The sequence below is a fragment of the Halomonas sp. 328 genome (assembly GCF_015645095.1).
Classification (GTDB): domain Bacteria; phylum Pseudomonadota; class Gammaproteobacteria; order Pseudomonadales; family Halomonadaceae; genus Bisbaumannia.
On sequence record NZ_JADOTW010000004.1, the window covers coordinates 1 to 16,516 of the forward strand.

Sequence of the window (16,516 nt, forward strand, 5' to 3'; positions counted from 1 at the left end):
GTGGATGTAGCTCAGTGGTAGAGCCCCGGATTGTGGCTCCGGTGGTCGTGGGTTCGATCCCCATCATCCACCCCATTTCGTCTTTGGTTGTGCTAAGTGGTTGTTTCTTTGGCAGTGGTGGATGTAGCTCAGTGGTAGAGCCCCGGATTGTGGCTCCGGTGGTCGTGGGTTCGATCCCCATCATCCACCCCATTGCCTCAGTTTTCCTGTTGAAGCGCCGGCATTCCTGCCGGCGTTTCTGCGTTTCCGTCTGTTGCCGTTCGGCGGTTCCGCCATTTTTCCCCTTGTGATCCGCGACTAACGCCCCCATCTTACGGGCATGGCGCTTGCCAGCGCGCAGTGGGCTTCTTAAAATCAGCCCTTTGATCTTCCAACGCATTCGTAACGAACGCCCCCAGTCGGTAGAGGACAATTCATGCAAGTTTCCGTCGAGACGACCTCCAGCATCGAACGCCGCGTCAAGGTTCAGGTTCCCGCGGCCGAGGTCGACCAGGCCGTGGCGGCCCGTCTTCAGGACACCGCCAAGAATGTGCGCCTCAACGGCTTCCGCCAGGGCAAGGTGCCGATGTCCGTGGTGCGCCAGCGCTTCGGCGGCCAGGTGCGCAATGAGGTGGTGGGCGAGCTGATGCGCGAGCGCTATGTGCAGGCCATCACCCAGGAGAGCCTGAACCCGGCTGGCTTCCCGCAGATCGAGCCTACCGTCAACGAGTCCGGCAAGGATCTGGAGTTCGTGGCGACCCTGGAGATCTATCCGCAAATCGAGCTCAAGGGCATCGAAGGGGCCGAGGTGGAGCGCCCCCAGGTCGAGATCAGCGACGCCGACGTCGAGCAGATGATCGAGACCCTGCGCAAGCAGAACGCCACCTGGGCCGAGGTGGAGCGCGCCGCCGCCGATGGCGATCAGGTCACCATCGACTTTCAGGGCTTCCTGGGCGACGAGCCCTTCGAGGGCGGTAGCGCCGAGGGCCACCAGCTGGTGCTGGGCTCCAACAGCTTCATCCCCGGCTTCGAGGCGCAGCTCGAGGGCGCCAAGGCCGGTGAGGAGAAGGAGATCAAGGTCACCTTCCCCGAGGACTACCAGGCCGAGCATCTGGCCGGCCAGGAAGCCACCTTCAAGGTCAAGGTGCATGCCGTCAGCGCCCAGGAGCTGGCCGAGCTGAACGATGAATTCATCAAGCAGTTCGGTGTCGAGGAGGGGGGCGTCGAGGCCTTCCAGGCCGAGGTGCGCAAGAACATGAGCCGCGAGGCCAAGCAGGCCGTCGAGAATCGCGTCAAGCAGCAGGTGCTGGAAGCCCTCAAGCAGGCCAATGAGGTCGAGGTGCCCCAGGCGCTGATCCAGCAGGAGACCGATGGTCTCAAGCGCCAGGCCGCCCAGCAGTTCGGCCTGGGCGAGGACTTCGACGTCTCCCAGCTGCCCAACGAGCTGTTCGCCGACCAGGCCAAGAGCCGCGTCCAGGTGGGCCTGCTGCTGGCCGAGGTGGTCAAGGTCAATGAGCTCGACGCCAGCGACGACGAGATCAAGGCCAAGGTCGAGGAACTGGCCCAGCAGTACCAGGACCCGCAGCAGGTGGTCGACTACTACCTGGGCAACGACCAGCTCAAGAACCAGATCAAGTCCGGCCTGCTGGAAGAGAAGGCCGTCGACCTGCTGCTCGCTCAGGCCAGCGTCAAGGACGTGGAGATGTCCTACGAGCAGGCCCTTGCCGCCGCTAACCAGCAGCCCGGCGGCGAGGCCGAGGAAGAAGAGGACGCCGACGCCAAGGCGTAAGGCCAGCGCCGCCGGCCCCCTCGGGTCGGCGGCCATAGGGATGGGACCCGGCATGGGCCGGGGGCACTTACCGGAAGAAGGACGCCACACAGATGGGCAACGACTTCGAGATCAAGAATGCCGGCGGCCTGGTGCCGATGGTGGTCGAGCAGAGCGCACGGGGCGAGCGCGCCTACGATATCTACTCGCGTCTGCTCAAGGAACGCGTGATCTTCCTGGTCGGCCCGGTGGAAGACTACATGGCCAACCTGGTGGTGGCGCAGCTGCTGTTCCTGGAGTCCGAGAACCCCGATAAGGACATCCACCTCTACATCAACTCGCCGGGCGGCTCGGTGACCGCGGGGATGTCGATCTACGACACCATGCAGTTCGTCAAGCCCGATGTCTCTACCGTCTGCATCGGTCAGGCCGCCAGCATGGGCGCCCTGCTGCTTGCCGGCGGGGCCGCCGGCAAGCGCTACTGCCTGCCCAACTCGCGGATGATGATCCACCAGCCGCTGGGGGGCTATCAGGGCCAGGCCTCGGATATCGAGATCCATACCAAGGAGATCCTCAGTATCCGTCACAAGCTCAACCAGATCCTCGCTCATCACACCGGCCAGGACATCGAGACCATTGCCCGGGATACCGATCGTGATAACTTCATGAACGGCGCCCAGGCGGCGGAGTATGGCCTGATCGATGCCGTGCTGGATAAGCGTCCGGACTCCTGATAGCTTGAGCTGAGCCGCATCCACGACATGCAATTTCCGGCGGCCTGCGGGCCGCCGTTCATCAAGAGGTACGCGAATGGCCGACGGCAAAGGCAAGGACGAGGGCAGCAAGCTGCTTTATTGCTCGTTCTGCGGCAAGAATCAGAACGAAGTGCGTAAGCTGATCGCGGGCCCATCCGTCTACATCTGCGACGAGTGTGTCGACCTGTGCAACGACATCATTCGTGAAGAGGTTCTCGAGGCCGATGCGGAGAGCGAGGAGGACCGCCTGCCGGTCCCTCGCGAGATCCGGCATACCCTCGATGATTACGTGATCGGCCAGGATCGCGCCAAGATGGTGCTGTCGGTGGCGGTCTACAACCACTACAAGCGCCTGCGCGCCGGGGTGAAGAGCGACGACGTCGAACTCGGCAAGTCCAACATCCTGCTGATCGGCCCCACCGGCAGCGGCAAGACCCTGCTCGCCGAGACCCTGGCGCGGCTGCTCAATGTGCCCTTCACCATCGCCGATGCCACCACCCTCACCGAGGCGGGCTATGTGGGCGAGGATGTGGAGAACATCATCCAGAAGCTGTTGCAGAAGTGCGACTACGATGTGGAGAAGGCCCAGCGCGGCATCGTCTACATCGACGAGATCGACAAGATCTCGCGCAAGTCGGACAACCCCTCGATTACCCGGGACGTCTCCGGCGAGGGCGTGCAGCAGGCCCTGCTCAAGCTGATCGAGGGCACCACCGCCTCGGTACCGCCCCAGGGCGGGCGCAAGCATCCCCAGCAGGAGTTCCTGCAGGTGGATACCGGCAATATCCTGTTTATCGTCGGCGGTGCCTTCGCCGGCCTCGACAAGGTGATCCGTGATCGCGCCGAGAAGGGTGGCATCGGCTTCAATGCCCAGGTCAAGAGCAAGGACGAGAACAAGGGCGTCGGCGACGTGCTGATGGACGTGGAGCCGGAGGACCTGGTCAAGTTCGGCCTGATTCCGGAGTTCGTCGGCCGACTGCCGGTGATCGCCACCCTCACCGAGCTCAACGAGGATGCGCTGATCCAGATCCTGACCGAGCCCAAGAACTCCCTGATCAAGCAGTACGCCAAGCTGTTCGAGATGGAAGGCGTGGAGCTGGAGTTCCGTGAGGACGCCCTGCGGGCGGTGGCCGCCAAGGCCATGGCGCGCAAGACCGGTGCCCGTGGCCTGCGCTCGATCCTCGAGTCGGTGCTGCTCGATACCATGTACGAGATCCCCTCCCTGGAGGGGGTGACCCAGGTGGTGATCGACGCCTCGGTGATCGCCGGTGAGAGCGAGCCGCTGTTGATCTACTCTCAGCAGGATGAGGGCAAGGTGGCCGGCAAGGACGGCTAGGCGCCTTCCCCGTCTCATGGGGCCGCCCCGGCGGCCCTTTTTTGTGTGCCCCGCTTGCAAAGGGGACGGGTCGCCCCCATCACCTGACCAATCCCTTCGAGTTTTGAGGAACGTCTGCGATGCAGCAGAACGCCGAACAGACCCAGAGTCTGCCCCTGTTGCCCCTGCGCGATGTGGTCGTCTACCCGCAGATGGTCATCCCGCTGTTCGTGGGCCGCGAGAAATCGATCCTGGCCCTGGAAGCCGCCATGGCCGCCGACAAGCGGGTGCTGCTGGTGGCTCAGCGCGAGGCCGGCCAGGACGACCCCGAGCGAAGCGATCTCTTCGCCGTGGGTACCGTGGCGGAGATCATGCAGCTGCTGAAGCTCCCCGATGGTACCGTCAAGGTGCTGATCGAAGGCGAATCCCGGGCCGATGTGGTGAGCCTCGACGAGGTCGATGGCTATACCCGCGGCGCGGTGCGCCTGCGCGAGAGCGAGCCGTTGAGCGCCCGGGAGCAGGACTCCCTGGTGCGGGTGCTGCTCAACCAGTTCGAGCAGTACGTCAAGCTCTCCAAGAAGGTGCCCAATGAGGTGCTCAATTCCCTGGCCGGCATCGAGGATCCGAGTCGCCTGGTGGATACCATCTGTGCCCACCTGTCGCTGAAGATCGGCGACAAGCAGGAGCTGCTGGAGATGGACCGGGTGCGTGATCGCATCGAGCACCTGATGGCCCTGATCGAGGCGGAGATTGACCTGCTGCAGGTGGAAAAGCGCATCCGCTCGCGGGTCAAGGATCAGATGGAGAAGTCCCAGCGGGAGTACTACCTCAACGAGCAGATGAAGGCCATCCAGAAGGAGATGGGCGAGCTCGAGAACGTCCCCAACGAGGCGGAGAAGTACGAGCAGGCGATCCAGGAGTCCGGGATGCCCAAGGAGGCCGCCGAGAAGGCGACCCAGGAGCTGGGCAAACTGAAGATGATGGCGCCCAACTCCGCCGAGGCCACGGTGGTGCGCTCCTACCTGGACTGGTTGATCTCGGTGCCCTGGAAGAAGCGTACCCGGGTCAAGCACGACCTGGCCCGGGCCGCCGAGGTGCTGGACACCGATCATTACGGCCTGGAGGAGGTCAAGGAGCGCATCCTCGAGTACCTGGCGGTACAGAAGCGCGTCAAGAAACTCAAGGGGCCGGTGCTCTGCCTGGTGGGTCCCCCGGGGGTCGGCAAGACCTCCCTGGGCCAGTCCATCGCTCGAGCCACCAACCGCAAGTACGTGCGCCTGGCGCTGGGTGGGGTCCGCGACGAGTCCGAGATTCGCGGCCATCGCCGCACCTATATCGGTTCCCTGCCGGGCAAGCTGATCCAGCGCATGAGCAAGGCCGGGGTCAAGAACCCGCTCTTCCTCTTCGACGAGGTGGACAAGATCGGCATGGATCACCGTGGCGATCCCGCCTCGGCGCTGCTCGAGGTGCTCGATCCGGAGCAGAACGACACCTTCAGCGATCACTACCTGGAGCTGGACTACGACCTCTCCGAGGTGATGTTCATCTGCACCGCCAACTCCATGAATATCCCGGGGCCGCTGCTGGATCGCATGGAGATCATTCGTCTGCCCGGCTACACCGAGGACGAGAAGCTGGCGATCGCCAGGCGTTACCTGGTGCCCAAGCAGCTCAAGGCCAACGGTTTCAAGGAAGACGAGCTGAGTCTCGCCGATGACGCCATCCTCGAGTTGATCCGCTACTACAGCCGCGAGGCCGGGGTGCGGGAGCTGGAGCGGCAGATCGCCAAGGTGTGCCGCAAGGTGCTGCGCGAGCGCCTCGAGGCGGAGGCCAAGGAGGGGGCCCAGGCGGCCCGGGAGCTCAAGGCCGCCGATATCGAGCGCTATGCCGGGGTGCGTCGCTACAGCTATGGCCTGGCCGATCAGGAGAACCAGGTGGGGCGGGTCACCGGCCTGGCCTGGACCTCGGTGGGCGGCGAACTGCTCAATATCGAGTCGGTGGTTACCCCCGGCAAGGGGCGGCTCAACAAGACCGGTTCCCTGGGCGACGTGATGAAGGAGTCGGTGAGCGCCGCCCTGACGGTGGTGCGCTCCCGGGCCCAGGCCCTGGGCATCGATCCCGAGCGCTTCGAGAAGGAGGATCTGCATATCCACGTGCCGGAGGGGGCGACCCCCAAGGACGGGCCCAGTGCCGGTATCGCCATGGTCACCGCCATGGTCTCCGCCTTCAGCGAGCGCCCGGTGCGTTGCGATGTGGCCATGACCGGTGAGGTCAACCTGCGCGGCGAGGTGTTGCCCATCGGTGGCCTCAAGGAGAAATTGCTGGCCGCCCGGCGCGGTGGTATAAAGATTGTGCTAATACCAGAAGAGAATCGGCGCGACCTCAAGGAGGTCCCCGAGAATATCAAGGAAGCCCTGGACATCAGGCCCGTGCGTTGGATCGACGAGGTTCTCGATACGGCGCTGGTGGAAAAGGCCGACGTCGACGGCGAAAAAAAGCGGCCCGACGATCCGGCATCTTCTCGTTCGGTGGTTAGTACTCATTAAGATGGTTTTTTGCATCATGGTGGGCAGAAAAGCCCGCCATATGCGCGTTAGCGCTAGAGGTTGCTTGACAGGACTTTCATGGCATTGCTATAAAAAGCGCCTTGCTGTGATCGCGTAAGCCGCCTCAAGCCAGCGCTGCCACATGTCAATTTTTGCAATATTCAAGGGGTGAAGTGTGAACAAGTCCGAGCTGATCGAAGCCATTGCCGCGTCTGCCGATATTCCCAAGGCAGCGGCCACCCGTGCACTGGATGCCATGGTTGAGGCCGTCACCGACAGCCTGAAGAAGGGTGACAGCGTTTCCCTCGTTGGTTTCGGCACCTTTGCCGTCAAGGAGCGTGCCGCCCGTACCGGTCGCAACCCGCAGACCGGCCAGCCCATCGAGATCAGCGCCGCCAAGGTGCCCAGCTTCAAGGCCGGCAAGGCGCTCAAGGATTCGGTCAACTAAGGGCAGACACGCCTGCGGTCGACTCCGTGAAAGGCGCATCGTCTCGGCGATGCGCCTTTTTGTTGTCCGTTGATGCCGCCTGGCCCACCGGCCCGGGAGGCGGCTATCATCGTCTGCGCACCTTCTTGCCATACTCTTTGCCGAGGGCATCATGCTGCAAAGTATTCGCGATCGCTCCAAGAGCTGGGGCGCCAAGATCATCATCGGCGCCATCGTCGTCACCATGGCCCTGTTCGGGGCCGATGCCCTGATCGGGCTCTTTACCGGGGGCGCCAACGACGTCGCCAAGGTCAATGGTGAGCCGATCACCCGTCAAGAGGTGGAGTTGCAGGTGCAACGGGCCCTGCGCAGCGGTCAGGTGCCGCCTGAGCAGGAGCGTGCCCTGCGCGGCCAGGTGCTCGATGAGCTGATCACCCTGCGCCTGCTGGATCAGTATGCCGCCGACGGTGGCCTGCACCTCTCCGAGGAGCAGCTCGATCGCCTCCTCCTGACCCTCCCGGAGTTCCACGACCAGCAAGGTCGTTTCGATCGGGAGATCTTCCGTAACCGCCTGGCCAGTGCGGGCTATACGCCGCTCGGCTTCCGCGAGCAGCTGCGTAGCGACCTGCGCCGCGAGCAGTTGCAGAATGGCCTGGTGCTGAGCGATTTCACCCTGGCGAGCGAACAGGAGCGCCTGGCGGCCCTGCAGCGTCAGGTGCGCAGCTTCCGCTATCACCGCCTCGTCCCCGCCGATCTGGAGGCCCCGATCGAGCTGACGGAGGCGGAGATCGTCGATTACTACGAGGCCAATGCCGAGCGTTTCCAGCGCCCCGAGCAGGTGCGCCTGGCGTATGTGCTGCTGGATCGCCAGCAGTTGGCCGAGGCCCTGGCGGTGGACGAGGGTCAGCTCCAGGCGGCCTATGAGCAGCGTGGCCAGGATGCCGAGCGTCGGGTGGCACATATCATGGCCAGCTTTGGCGACGCGCGTGACCGCGAGGAGGCCCTGGCGCGCCTCGAAGAGGTGCGCAGCCGTCTCGCCGCTGGCGAGGACTTCGCCGCCCTGGCCGCCCGTTACTCCGATGACACCAGTTCCGCGGAACAGGGCGGTGACCTGGGCTTTATCAGCCGCGGTTTCTTCGGCGAGGCCTTCGAGGACGCCGCCTTCGCCCTGGCCCCCGGCCAGGTCTCGGGGATTGTCGAGACCGATAATGGCCTGCACCTGGTCACCGTGACCGAGCTGGATCTGCCGCCCTTCGAGCAGCTGCGCGAGGAGCTGCGCGAGGAGGTGGCCCTGGCCGAGGTGGGGGACGAGTTCAACCGTCTGGCCCAGCGCCTGATCGAGGAGAGCTTTGCCGCCGAGGACCTGGAGAGCGTCGCGAATGATCTCGGCCTGCCCCTGCAGGAGAGCGACTGGCTGACCCGTGACCATGGTCAGGGAGTCCTCGGCGAGCCGGGCGTGATGAGTGAAGCCTTTAGTGATGAGGTATTGGTCGAGGGCTTTAACAGCGAGGTGATCGAGCTCGACGAGGAGCGGCGCCTGGTGGTGCGGGTCGCCGAGCATCGTCCGGCCGCGACGCCGGAGCTCGAAGAGGTTCGCGACCGCGTCGTCGCCGAGCTGAGTGCCCAGCGCGAGCGCGAGGCCCTGGGGGAACTGGCCGAGGCGCGCCTGGCGGCGCTGCGTGACGGCGAGTCCGTCGACTGGGCCTGGAGCCGGGTCGAGGAGGCGAGCCGTAATCGCGCCGAGGGCGTCGCCCCGGCGATCCTCGCCGAGGCCTTCCGGCTGGCGCGCCCCGACAACGGTCCCAGCTACGGCATGGCCATGACCGATCAGGGCGTGGCGGTGCTGGCCCTGGATGCGGTGGGCGAGGGCGAGGCCGATGCGCAGCTGGAGGCCCTGGTGGCCCAGATGGCGGAGCGCCTGCGGGCCCAGTCGGCGCTGACTGGCCTGCTGGAGCGGCTGCGCGCCGAGGCCAAGATCGAACGCCTCTAAACCAGCCAAAGAGCGCACGGCCCGGGCCGTGCGTTTTTTTCGTCGTATAATGTTACTAAATAACAAGCGTGGGGGTGTCATGCGGATCGTCACACCGATCCCGGTGCATGTGGTCACCGGCTTCCTGGGCAGCGGCAAGAGCACCCTGATCCACGAGCTCCTCAAGCTCAAGCCCGCCGGCGAGCGTTGGGCAGTGGTGGTCAACGAGTTCGGCCAGGTGGGCATCGACCAGGCGATGTTCGAGGCCGGCGACGAAGTCGTCGTCAAGGGGGTGCCCGGGGGTTGTCTCTGCTGCCAGCTGGCCTTCGTGCTCCAGGCCTCGCTGGTCAACCTGCTGCACCGTCATCGCCCCGATCGCCTGCTGATCGAGCCCTCGGGGCTGGGCCATCCCGCCGGTCTGCTGGACCTGCTGCGCGGCGAGGCCTTTGCCGGGGTGCTGGAGGTGAAGGAGGTGATCGCGGTGCTCGATCCACGGCGGCTCGAGGAGCCGCGGGCCCAGGCCAATGCCACCTTCCACGATCAACTGGCCCTGGCCGACGGGGTGGCCCTGACCCTGGTGGATCAGGCCAGCGAGGCGCAGCGGCTCGCGGCTCGGCGTCACCTGGAGGGGCTCTGGCCGCCCAAGCGCTGGATCTGCGAAGCGCCCTTCGGCCGCCTGCCGGCCGCGCTGCTCTTCGACAGCCTGCCCCGGGATGAGGGCCATGACGAGCGGCCGGTGGCGCACCAGGCATTGCGTCCCCCGGCCGGCCGCCTGGAGGAGCCGGAAGCCGTGGCAGAGCCCGAGCCCGGGCGGCCGCTCTTTCGGCGCGGCGAGTCCTTGGGCCATGGCAGCCTGGGCTGGCGATGGCACCCGGCCGAGACTTTCGATCTGGATCGCCTCAGTCATGGCCTCGGCGAGTTGGCCGGCGAGCTGCGTATCAAGGCGGTGATTCATGCCGAGGGCGGCTGGTGGCTCTATAACCGCGCCGAGGGACGGGTCAGCCTGACCGAGAGCGCCTGGCGCAGGGATTCTCGTCTCGAGGTTATCGGCGAGAGCGGTCGCCTGCCCGAGGCCGAGGCGATAGAGCGCTTGCTGGAAGCGTGTCGGTTGTCGGCGCTGCCGGACGATTAGGCCCTCTGGCGCCGACTCTTCATTCGGCCGCCTGGAGGTTATCGGCGAATCGGATCGCCTGCCCGAGGCCGAGGCGATAGAGCGCTTGCTGGAGGGGTGTCGGCTTAAGGAGAGTGGAGGCTAGGCGGCCCCCTTGCGGAGGCCCACCTGGTCGTCAGTTATCGAGGGGAAAGTCCCTGAGCTTGGGCGGCTGCCCCGCCTCCAGGCGAATCTCCCAGCCCTTGGTGGGTTGCCAGTCGCCTAGCACCAGGCGCCGGGCGGGCTGGCCATCCAGTTCCATGGGGTGCAGTGCCGGGCGATGGGTATGCCCATGGATCAGGGTGGTGACGCCCTGTTCGCGCATCACTCGGACCACTTCGTCCGGGGTCACGTCCATGATGTCCTCGGCCTTGTTGGAGTTGGCCTCACCGGAGCGATCCCGCAGTTGCCGGGCCAGGGCCAGGCGCTCGGGGATCGGCATGGCGAGGATCTGGGCCTGCCAGCGGGGATCCCGGGCCTGGGCGCGGAAGGCCATATAGGCCTCGTCCCGGGTGCACAGGCTGTCGCCGTGCATCAGCAGGATACGCTGGCCGTCGATCTCCACCACGCTGGGGTCGGGCAGAAGGGTGGCGCCGCAGGCGGCGGCATAGTCGTCGCCGAGCAGGAAGTCGCGGTTGCCGTGCATCAGGTAGATGGCGGTGCCGCTCTCGGCCAGGCGCCTGAGGGCCTGGGCCACCTCGGCGGCGAGGGCGGCGTGGCCACTGGGGTCGGCATCGCCCAGGGCCAGCAGGTCGTCGCCGATCCAGGCCTCGAAGAAGTCACCGAGGATATAGAGGGCCTCGGCCCCCCTGGCGGCTTCCAGGTAGGCGAGGAAGCCCGCGGTGATCTCGGGGGCCTGGGGCTGTAGATGCAGATCGGAAATCAGCAGGGTGCTCATGGCTAGTCTCGGGTCGAAAGGGCAAGAGGCTAGAGCAAAACGCCCGCACGGGGCGGGCGTCATGGGGCGAGGTGGAATCAGGCGTCCTGCAGGTAGGCGCGCTGGATCACCACGTCCTCGGCGGGCACGTCGGCGTGCATGCCGCGACGGGTGGTCTCTACCGCCTTGATGCGTTCCACCACGTCCATGCCTTCTACCACGCGGCCGAAGACGCAGTAACCCCAGCCCTGCAGGTTCTTGCCGCTGTGATTGAGGAAGTCGTTGTCGGCGACGTTGATAAAGAACTGGGCGGTGGCGGAGTGGGGGTCCTGGGTGCGCGCCATGGCGACGGTGCCGGTGACATTGGTCAAGCCGTTGTCCGCCTCGTTCTGGATGGGCTCGCGGGTCGGCTTCTGGTTGAAGTCGGTATCGAAGCCGCCGCCCTGGACCATGAAACCGTTGATGACCCGGTGGAAGAGGGTGCCGTCATAGTGGCCGTCGCGCACATACTGCTCGAAGTTGGCCGCGGTTGCGGGCGCCTTGTCGTGGTCGAGCTCGAGGGTGATGTCGCCGAAATTGGTCTGCAGAATGATCATCGATCCGTTCCTATTTTCCATAAAGGGGTGCCTTGGCGTGGCGCCACCGCGTCACGCTATAATAGCGCTTTTGCCACGATGCGCGAAGCGCCGGCATGGCACCTTGTCCTGGTGTGCCGTGTATCGTCAGGCCCGCCGTCCAATCGAGAGGTCCCCGCACCCCTATGAGCACAGAGAGTAGCAGCGCGCCGAATTTCATTCGCAATCAGATCCGCGACGAGATCGATGCCGGGCGCACCGGCAAGATCGTCACGCGGTTCCCGCCGGAGCCCAACGGCTTCCTGCATATCGGGCACGCCAAGTCGATCTGTCTCAACTTCGGCCTCGCCGAACAGTTCGGTGGCGATTGTCACCTGCGCTTCGATGACACCAACCCGGCCAAGGAGGAGCAGGCCTATATCGACGCCATCAAGGCGGACGTGGAGTGGTTGGGCTTCGAGTGGGCGGGGGCGGTGCGTTTCGCCTCCGACTATTTCGACCAGCTCTATGCCTGGGCTCAGCACCTGATTCGCGAGGGCAAGGCCTATGTGGACGATCTCTCCGCCGACGAGATCCGCGAGTATCGCGGTACCCTGACCGAGCCGGGCCGGCCGAGCCCCTATCGGGAGCGGGCCGCGGAGGAGAACCTGGACCTGCTGGAGCGCATGCGCGTCGGCGAGTTCGCCGAGGGCGAAAAAGTGCTGCGGGCCAAGATCGACATGGCCTCGCCCAATATCAACCTGCGCGATCCGATTCTCTACCGGATTCGCCACGCCCACCATCACCAGACCGGCGATGCCTGGAAGATCTACCCCTCCTACGACTTCACCCACGGCCAGTCCGACGCCATCGAGGGGATCACCCACTCCATCTGTACCCTTGAGTTCGAGGATCATCGTCCCCTCTACGAGTGGTTCCTGGAGAACCTGCCGGTGCCGGCGAAGCCGCGCCAGATCGAGTTCGCCCGGCTCAACCTCAACTACACCCTGACCTCCAAGCGCAAGCTCAAGCTGCTGGTGGACGAGGGCATCGTCGACGGCTGGGACGACCCGCGCCTGCCGACCATCTCCGGCATGCGCCGGCGCGGCTACACGCCGGCGTCGATCCGCAAGTTCTGCGAGATGATCGGGGTCACCCGCGCCGATGGCGGGCTGGTGGATATCGCCATGCTCTATCACGCCATCCGTTCGGACCTCGAGGACAATGCTCCGCGGGCCATGTGCGTGCTCAAGCCGTTGAAGGTGGTGCTGACCAACGTGCCCGAGGATCATCAAGAGGTCTATGAGGTGCCCGGCCACCCGGCCCGGGACGACCTGGGCGTGCGCAAGATCCCCTTTACCCGGGAGCTCTATATCGACCAGGACGACTTCATGGAGGAGCCGCCGAAGAAGTTCTTCCGCCTGGCCCCGGGCAAGGAGGTGCGGCTGCGTAACAGCTATGTGATTCGCTGCGACGAGGTGATCAAGGATGCCGCCGGCGAGATCAGCGAGCTGCGCTGCTCGGTCGATTTCGACACCCTGGGCAAGAACCCGGAGGGGCGCAAGGTCAAGGGAGTGATCCACTGGGTCAGCGCCGCCCAGGGGGTGCCCATGGAGGTACGCCTCTACGACAACCTCTTCCAGGTGGAGCAGCCCGACAAGGACAAGGACGCCGATTTCCTCGACCACCTCAATCCCGAGTCCCTGGTGGTCTGTCAGGCCATCGGCGAGCCGAGCCTGGCCGAGGTGGCGCCGGAGAGTCGCTTCCAGTTCGAGCGGGTCGGCTATTTCTGCGCCGACCGCCACGCCGTGACCGAGGGCCGGCTGGTCTTCAACCGCACCGTGGGCCTCAAGGACAGCTGGGCCAAAATCCAGAAGAAAGATGGCCAGAAGAAGGGCTGATATGCAGATCTACAACACCCTGACGCGTCGCAAGGAAGCCTTTACCCCCATCGAGCCGGGCAAGGTGAGCATGTATGTCTGCGGCATGACCGTCTACGACTACTGCCACCTGGGCCATGCCCGGGTGATGGTGGCCTTCGATGTGATTACCCGCTACCTGCGTCACCGTGGCTATGACGTCACCTATGTGCGCAATATCACCGATATTGACGACAAGATCCTGCGTCGTGCCGAGGAGAACGGCGAGAGCATCGACGCCCTCACCGAGCGCATGATCGCCGCCATGCATGAGGACGAGGCGCGCCTGTTCGTGCTGCGGCCCGACGCCGAGCCCCGGGCCACCGGTCATATCGGCGAGATCCTCGCCATGATCGAGACCCTGATCGACAAGGGCTACGCCTACGCCGCGGATAACGGTGACGTCTACTACCGGGTGCGCAAGTTCGCCGGCTACGGCAAGCTCAATAACCGGGACCTCGACGAGATGCGTTCCGGGGCGCGCATCGAGGTGGACGAGCACAAGGAGGACCCGCTGGACTTCGTGCTGTGGAAGGCCGCCAAGCCCGGCGAGGCGAGCTGGCCGTCACCCTGGGGCGAGGGACGTCCCGGCTGGCATATCGAGTGCTCGGCCATGTCCACCTGCTGCCTGGGGGAGACCTTCGATATCCATGGCGGCGGCCCGGATCTGACCTTCCCCCACCACGAGAACGAGATCGCCCAGTCCGAGGCGGCCACCGGCAAGCGCTACGTCAACACCTGGATGCACGCCGGGGCCGTGCGGGTCGACCAGGAGAAGATGTCCAAGTCGCTGGGCAACTTCTTCACCATTCGCGAGGTGCTCGAGCACCATGACCCGGAGGTGGTGCGCTATCTGCTGGTGGCCAGTCACTATCGCAGCCCCATCAACTACGCCCCGGAGTCGCTCTCCGAGGCGCGCAAGTCCCTGGAGCGTTTCTACAATGCGCTCGAGGGACTGACCCTGGATGGGCAGGCCGGGGCAGGCGAGGTGGACTCCCGGTTCGCCGAGCGCTTCGCGTCGGCCATGGACGATGACTTCAACACCCCCGAAGCGGTCTCGGTGCTCTTCGACCTGGCCCGGGAGCTCAATCGGGCCAAGAAGGAGGCCCCCGCCGAGGCCCCGGCCCTGGCCGTGGAGCTCAAGCGACTGGGAGGCGTGCTGGGCCTGCTCCAGCAGGCGCCGGAGGCCTTCCTCAAGGGCGGTGACGGGGAGCTGCCGCTCGCCGAGGCGGAGATCCAGGCGCGCATCGTTGCCCGGGCCGAGGCGAAGAAGGCCAAGGACTTCGCCGCCGCCGACGCCATCCGCGACGAACTCGCCGCGCTCGGGATCATCCTCAAGGACTCCCGGGAAGGCACCACCTGGGTTCTCGACAAGGGAAGCGAGAGCGTCGGCGGTTGATGTCGCGGCCGCCGTGACACACGCCCGCTCCTGCTTCGCAGGGGCGGGCATTTTCGTCAGGGACGCGTCCGGGCCATGCAAGACCAGGCTGAACTGAGCACTATACCGCACGTTTTTTTGCTCTTGTTGTCTATGTCGTGCACTATACTGCGCATAGTGGTTAGTGTATGGATATTCTTGAGCATCATTCTGCGCAGAGGCGTGACTTGGAACTGACGGTACAGATTCACTTCGATCAGGCCTGGCATGACGCGGCCGTCTTGTCACTGCCGAGCCCCGAGCATGGGGTCGGTGGCGCGTCCCGCCTCTGCTATACGACGGAGCATGCTGTCGACTGGATGTTTCACGACGCTCGGCACGCCTGTAGCCTGTTGCTGCCCGTGGAGCTGATGCTGACCCATGAGGCGTCGCGCTGGTTCGGTTTCCTGGAAGATATCATGCCCGCCGGCGCCAGCCGCCGGTTCTGGGTGGATTACCTGGGCCTGCATGACCTCCCGGCGGGGCATCAGGATACGCAGCTGCTGGCCAGGGGAACCATCGCCCCGGTGGGCAACCTGCGCATCAAGGAAGCGGTGCCCGACGGTGCGACCCGGGACGCCCTGGGCGAGCGGCGTTTCCCCGTGCAGAGCGTGGTGGAGCGGGATACGGACTTCCTCGAGTATGCCCAGCAGATGGGGGCCGCCAGCGGGGGGGCCACGGGGGCCGGTGGCGAAGCGCCCAAGCTGTTGCTGCGGCTGTCCGCGGATGACCAGGTGTGGATCGATACCTGGCAGGATGATCCTCACCAGCCGGATCGCCCCATGCTGGTGAAATTTCCCCGTGGCAGCCGCGGCGCCGACGACTGTGACATCCTGCGGGCCGAGTATCACTACTATCAGGAGCTGGGGGCGTTGAGTATCGATACCATCGAGGGCGAGGGGATGCGCCTGATCGAGGGGGGGCGGTATCCCTCCCTCTGGCTGCCGCGCTTCGACATGCAGTACCGCGACGGCGCCTGGATACGCCATGGGCTGGAGTCGGTCTATTCGCTGATGGGCGTCGCCCCCGGAAGCTTCCTTCGCCACGGGGAGGTCCTGCGTCGCTTGGTGACCCTGCTGAAGGCACAGTATCGGGTGCGCGAACAGGGCGCGGGGTTCGACACCCCGGCCTTCGCCATCGAGTGGGTGCGGCGGGACCTGCTCAATGTCGCCTTCGGTAACTCCGACAATCATGGCCGCAATATGGCGCTGCTCAAGCGCCCTGACGCTCTCTGGCTCTCGCCGGTCTATGACTTCGCCCCGATGAAGGCCGACCCCGAAGGCGTGACGCGGACGACGCAGTGGGGCCCGCCGCTGGAGGTGGGCGGCGAGTTCGATTGGCCGGGCATCGCCGCCTCCCTGGCGGATCTGGTGGCGCCCGAGCGCTTGATGGGAGAGCTCCGGCGGCTCGCCGCCGGCCTGGAGGGGCTGGACGAGCGCCTGGCCGCCCGTGGGGTGCCTGCGCGGATTCTCGATCTGCCGGCGGTGGGGTTGCGTACCCTGGACACCCGTCTCAAGCGCTGGGGGCTGCTTTGAAACCTCGTGCCCCCGATGATCGTGAGGCGGCGCTGGTGGCGCTCCTCGGCCGGTTCTATGCCGGCGAGCTCAGCGAGGGCCAGTTGCTGCGCGCCCTGAGGCGCGATGTGCTGGGGCTCTCCCAGGACCGCTATGCGACCCTGGTCGGGATCAGTCGTCGTACCCTTTCCGACCTGGAGGGCGACAAGGGCAATGCCACCCTGGAGGTGATCAACCGGGCCTTCCGGCCGCTGGGGCTCGAGGTCGGCCTGCTGCCGCGCAAGCGGCGTCTGCTGGTGCAGGCGCTGGAGATGTCCTGAACCAAC

At 65.4% G+C, this 16,516-nt stretch carries 13 protein-coding genes and 2 tRNA genes; 13 read left to right on the forward strand and 2 right to left on the reverse strand.

All coding sequences use genetic code 11. From position 1 onward, the window contains the following. The 9 genes from IHD13_RS02455 to IHD13_RS02495 all read left to right on the forward strand — a co-directional run bounded on the left by IHD13_RS02455 (window position 1) and on the right by IHD13_RS02495 (window position 9,891). Window positions 1-75: transfer RNA gene (locus IHD13_RS02455), tRNA-His, on the forward strand. 42 nt (window positions 76-117) lie between these two features. Further along, window positions 118-192 (forward strand) — tRNA-His (locus IHD13_RS02460). 223 nt (window positions 193-415) lie between these two features. Beyond that, window positions 416-1,768: a trigger factor gene (tig, locus tag IHD13_RS02465; RefSeq protein ID WP_195859455.1), complete on the forward strand. Its 1,353-nt coding sequence runs from the start codon at window positions 416-418 to the stop codon at window positions 1,766-1,768. 92 nt (window positions 1,769-1,860) lie between these two features. Then, window positions 1,861-2,481 carry an ATP-dependent Clp endopeptidase proteolytic subunit ClpP gene (gene clpP, locus IHD13_RS02470; protein ID WP_195859456.1) on the forward strand — a complete coding sequence of 207 codons (621 nt, stop codon included), beginning with the start codon at window positions 1,861-1,863 and terminating at the stop codon, window positions 2,479-2,481. A 76-nt stretch (window positions 2,482-2,557) separates the two neighbouring features. Continuing rightward, window positions 2,558-3,838 (forward strand): ATP-dependent Clp protease ATP-binding subunit ClpX, encoded by a 1,281-nt coding sequence (gene clpX / locus IHD13_RS02475; protein ID WP_195859457.1) that lies wholly within the window; start codon window positions 2,558-2,560, stop codon window positions 3,836-3,838. Window positions 3,839-3,957: 119 nt separating this feature from the next. Next, window positions 3,958-6,363 carry an endopeptidase La gene (gene lon, locus IHD13_RS02480; RefSeq protein WP_195859458.1) on the forward strand — a complete coding sequence of 802 codons (2,406 nt, stop codon included), beginning with the start codon at window positions 3,958-3,960 and terminating at the stop codon, window positions 6,361-6,363. A 175-nt stretch (window positions 6,364-6,538) separates the two neighbouring features. Next, window positions 6,539-6,811 carry an HU family DNA-binding protein gene (locus tag IHD13_RS02485; protein WP_146801318.1) on the forward strand — a complete coding sequence of 91 codons (273 nt, stop codon included), beginning with the start codon at window positions 6,539-6,541 and terminating at the stop codon, window positions 6,809-6,811. A 151-nt stretch (window positions 6,812-6,962) separates the two neighbouring features. Continuing rightward, window positions 6,963-8,780 carry a SurA N-terminal domain-containing protein gene (locus IHD13_RS02490; RefSeq protein WP_195859459.1) on the forward strand — a complete coding sequence of 606 codons (1,818 nt, stop codon included), beginning with the start codon at window positions 6,963-6,965 and terminating at the stop codon, window positions 8,778-8,780. 79 nt (window positions 8,781-8,859) lie between these two features. Beyond that, entirely contained in the window at window positions 8,860-9,891 is a 1,032-nt protein-coding gene (locus IHD13_RS02495; RefSeq protein WP_195859460.1) for a CobW family GTP-binding protein, read from the forward strand. 154 nt (window positions 9,892-10,045) lie between these two features. Here IHD13_RS02495 and IHD13_RS02500 read toward each other — a convergent pair whose 3' ends face one another. Then, complete coding sequence (locus IHD13_RS02500; RefSeq protein WP_195859461.1) at window positions 10,046-10,807, reverse strand: UDP-2,3-diacylglucosamine diphosphatase; 762 nt, start codon at window positions 10,805-10,807, stop codon at window positions 10,046-10,048. Between the two features lie 77 nt (window positions 10,808-10,884). Continuing rightward, on the reverse strand, window positions 10,885-11,382 hold the full coding sequence (locus tag IHD13_RS02505; RefSeq protein WP_195859462.1) for a peptidylprolyl isomerase: 498 nt from the start codon (window positions 11,380-11,382) through the stop codon (window positions 10,885-10,887). 164 nt (window positions 11,383-11,546) lie between these two features. Here IHD13_RS02505 and IHD13_RS02510 point away from each other — a divergent pair, with 164 nt between their 5' ends. From IHD13_RS02510 to IHD13_RS02525, 4 genes are all read left to right on the forward strand, one after another. Continuing rightward, window positions 11,547-13,241 (forward strand): glutamine--tRNA ligase/YqeY domain fusion protein, encoded by a 1,695-nt coding sequence (locus tag IHD13_RS02510; RefSeq protein ID WP_195859463.1) that lies wholly within the window; start codon window positions 11,547-11,549, stop codon window positions 13,239-13,241. Window position 13,242: 1 nt separating this feature from the next. Next, entirely contained in the window at window positions 13,243-14,658 is a 1,416-nt protein-coding gene (cysS, locus tag IHD13_RS02515) for a cysteine--tRNA ligase (RefSeq protein ID WP_195859464.1), read from the forward strand. A 206-nt stretch (window positions 14,659-14,864) separates the two neighbouring features. After that, on the forward strand, window positions 14,865-16,211 hold the full coding sequence (locus IHD13_RS02520; RefSeq protein ID WP_230086100.1) for a type II toxin-antitoxin system HipA family toxin: 1,347 nt from the start codon (window positions 14,865-14,867) through the stop codon (window positions 16,209-16,211). Continuing rightward, entirely contained in the window at window positions 16,208-16,510 is a 303-nt protein-coding gene (locus IHD13_RS02525) for a helix-turn-helix domain-containing protein (RefSeq protein WP_195859466.1), read from the forward strand. Before IHD13_RS02520 ends, IHD13_RS02525 begins: the two co-directional genes overlap by 4 nt. Window positions 16,511-16,516: the final 6 nt, after the last annotated feature.

Excerpts from the sequence above, each read along its gene's own strand:
- lon (WP_195859458.1), top strand. The coding sequence starts at position 3,958 with ATGCAGCAGAACGCCGAACAGACCCAGAGTCTGCCCCTGTTGCCCCTG.
- IHD13_RS02490 (WP_195859459.1), top strand. The coding sequence starts at position 6,963 with ATGCTGCAAAGTATTCGCGATCGCTCCAAGAGCTGGGGCGCCAAGATC.
- IHD13_RS02510 (WP_195859463.1), top strand. The coding sequence starts at position 11,547 with ATGAGCACAGAGAGTAGCAGCGCGCCGAATTTCATTCGCAATCAGATC.
- cysS (WP_195859464.1), top strand. The coding sequence starts at position 13,243 with ATGCAGATCTACAACACCCTGACGCGTCGCAAGGAAGCCTTTACCCCC.
- clpX (WP_195859457.1), top strand. The coding sequence starts at position 2,558 with ATGGCCGACGGCAAAGGCAAGGACGAGGGCAGCAAGCTGCTTTATTGC.
- IHD13_RS02495 (WP_195859460.1), top strand. The coding sequence starts at position 8,860 with ATGCGGATCGTCACACCGATCCCGGTGCATGTGGTCACCGGCTTCCTG.
- clpP (WP_195859456.1), top strand. The coding sequence starts at position 1,861 with ATGGGCAACGACTTCGAGATCAAGAATGCCGGCGGCCTGGTGCCGATG.
- IHD13_RS02500 (WP_195859461.1), bottom strand. The coding sequence starts at position 10,807 with ATGAGCACCCTGCTGATTTCCGATCTGCATCTACAGCCCCAGGCCCCC.
- IHD13_RS02505 (WP_195859462.1), bottom strand. The coding sequence starts at position 11,382 with ATGATCATTCTGCAGACCAATTTCGGCGACATCACCCTCGAGCTCGAC.
- tig (WP_195859455.1), top strand. The coding sequence starts at position 416 with ATGCAAGTTTCCGTCGAGACGACCTCCAGCATCGAACGCCGCGTCAAG.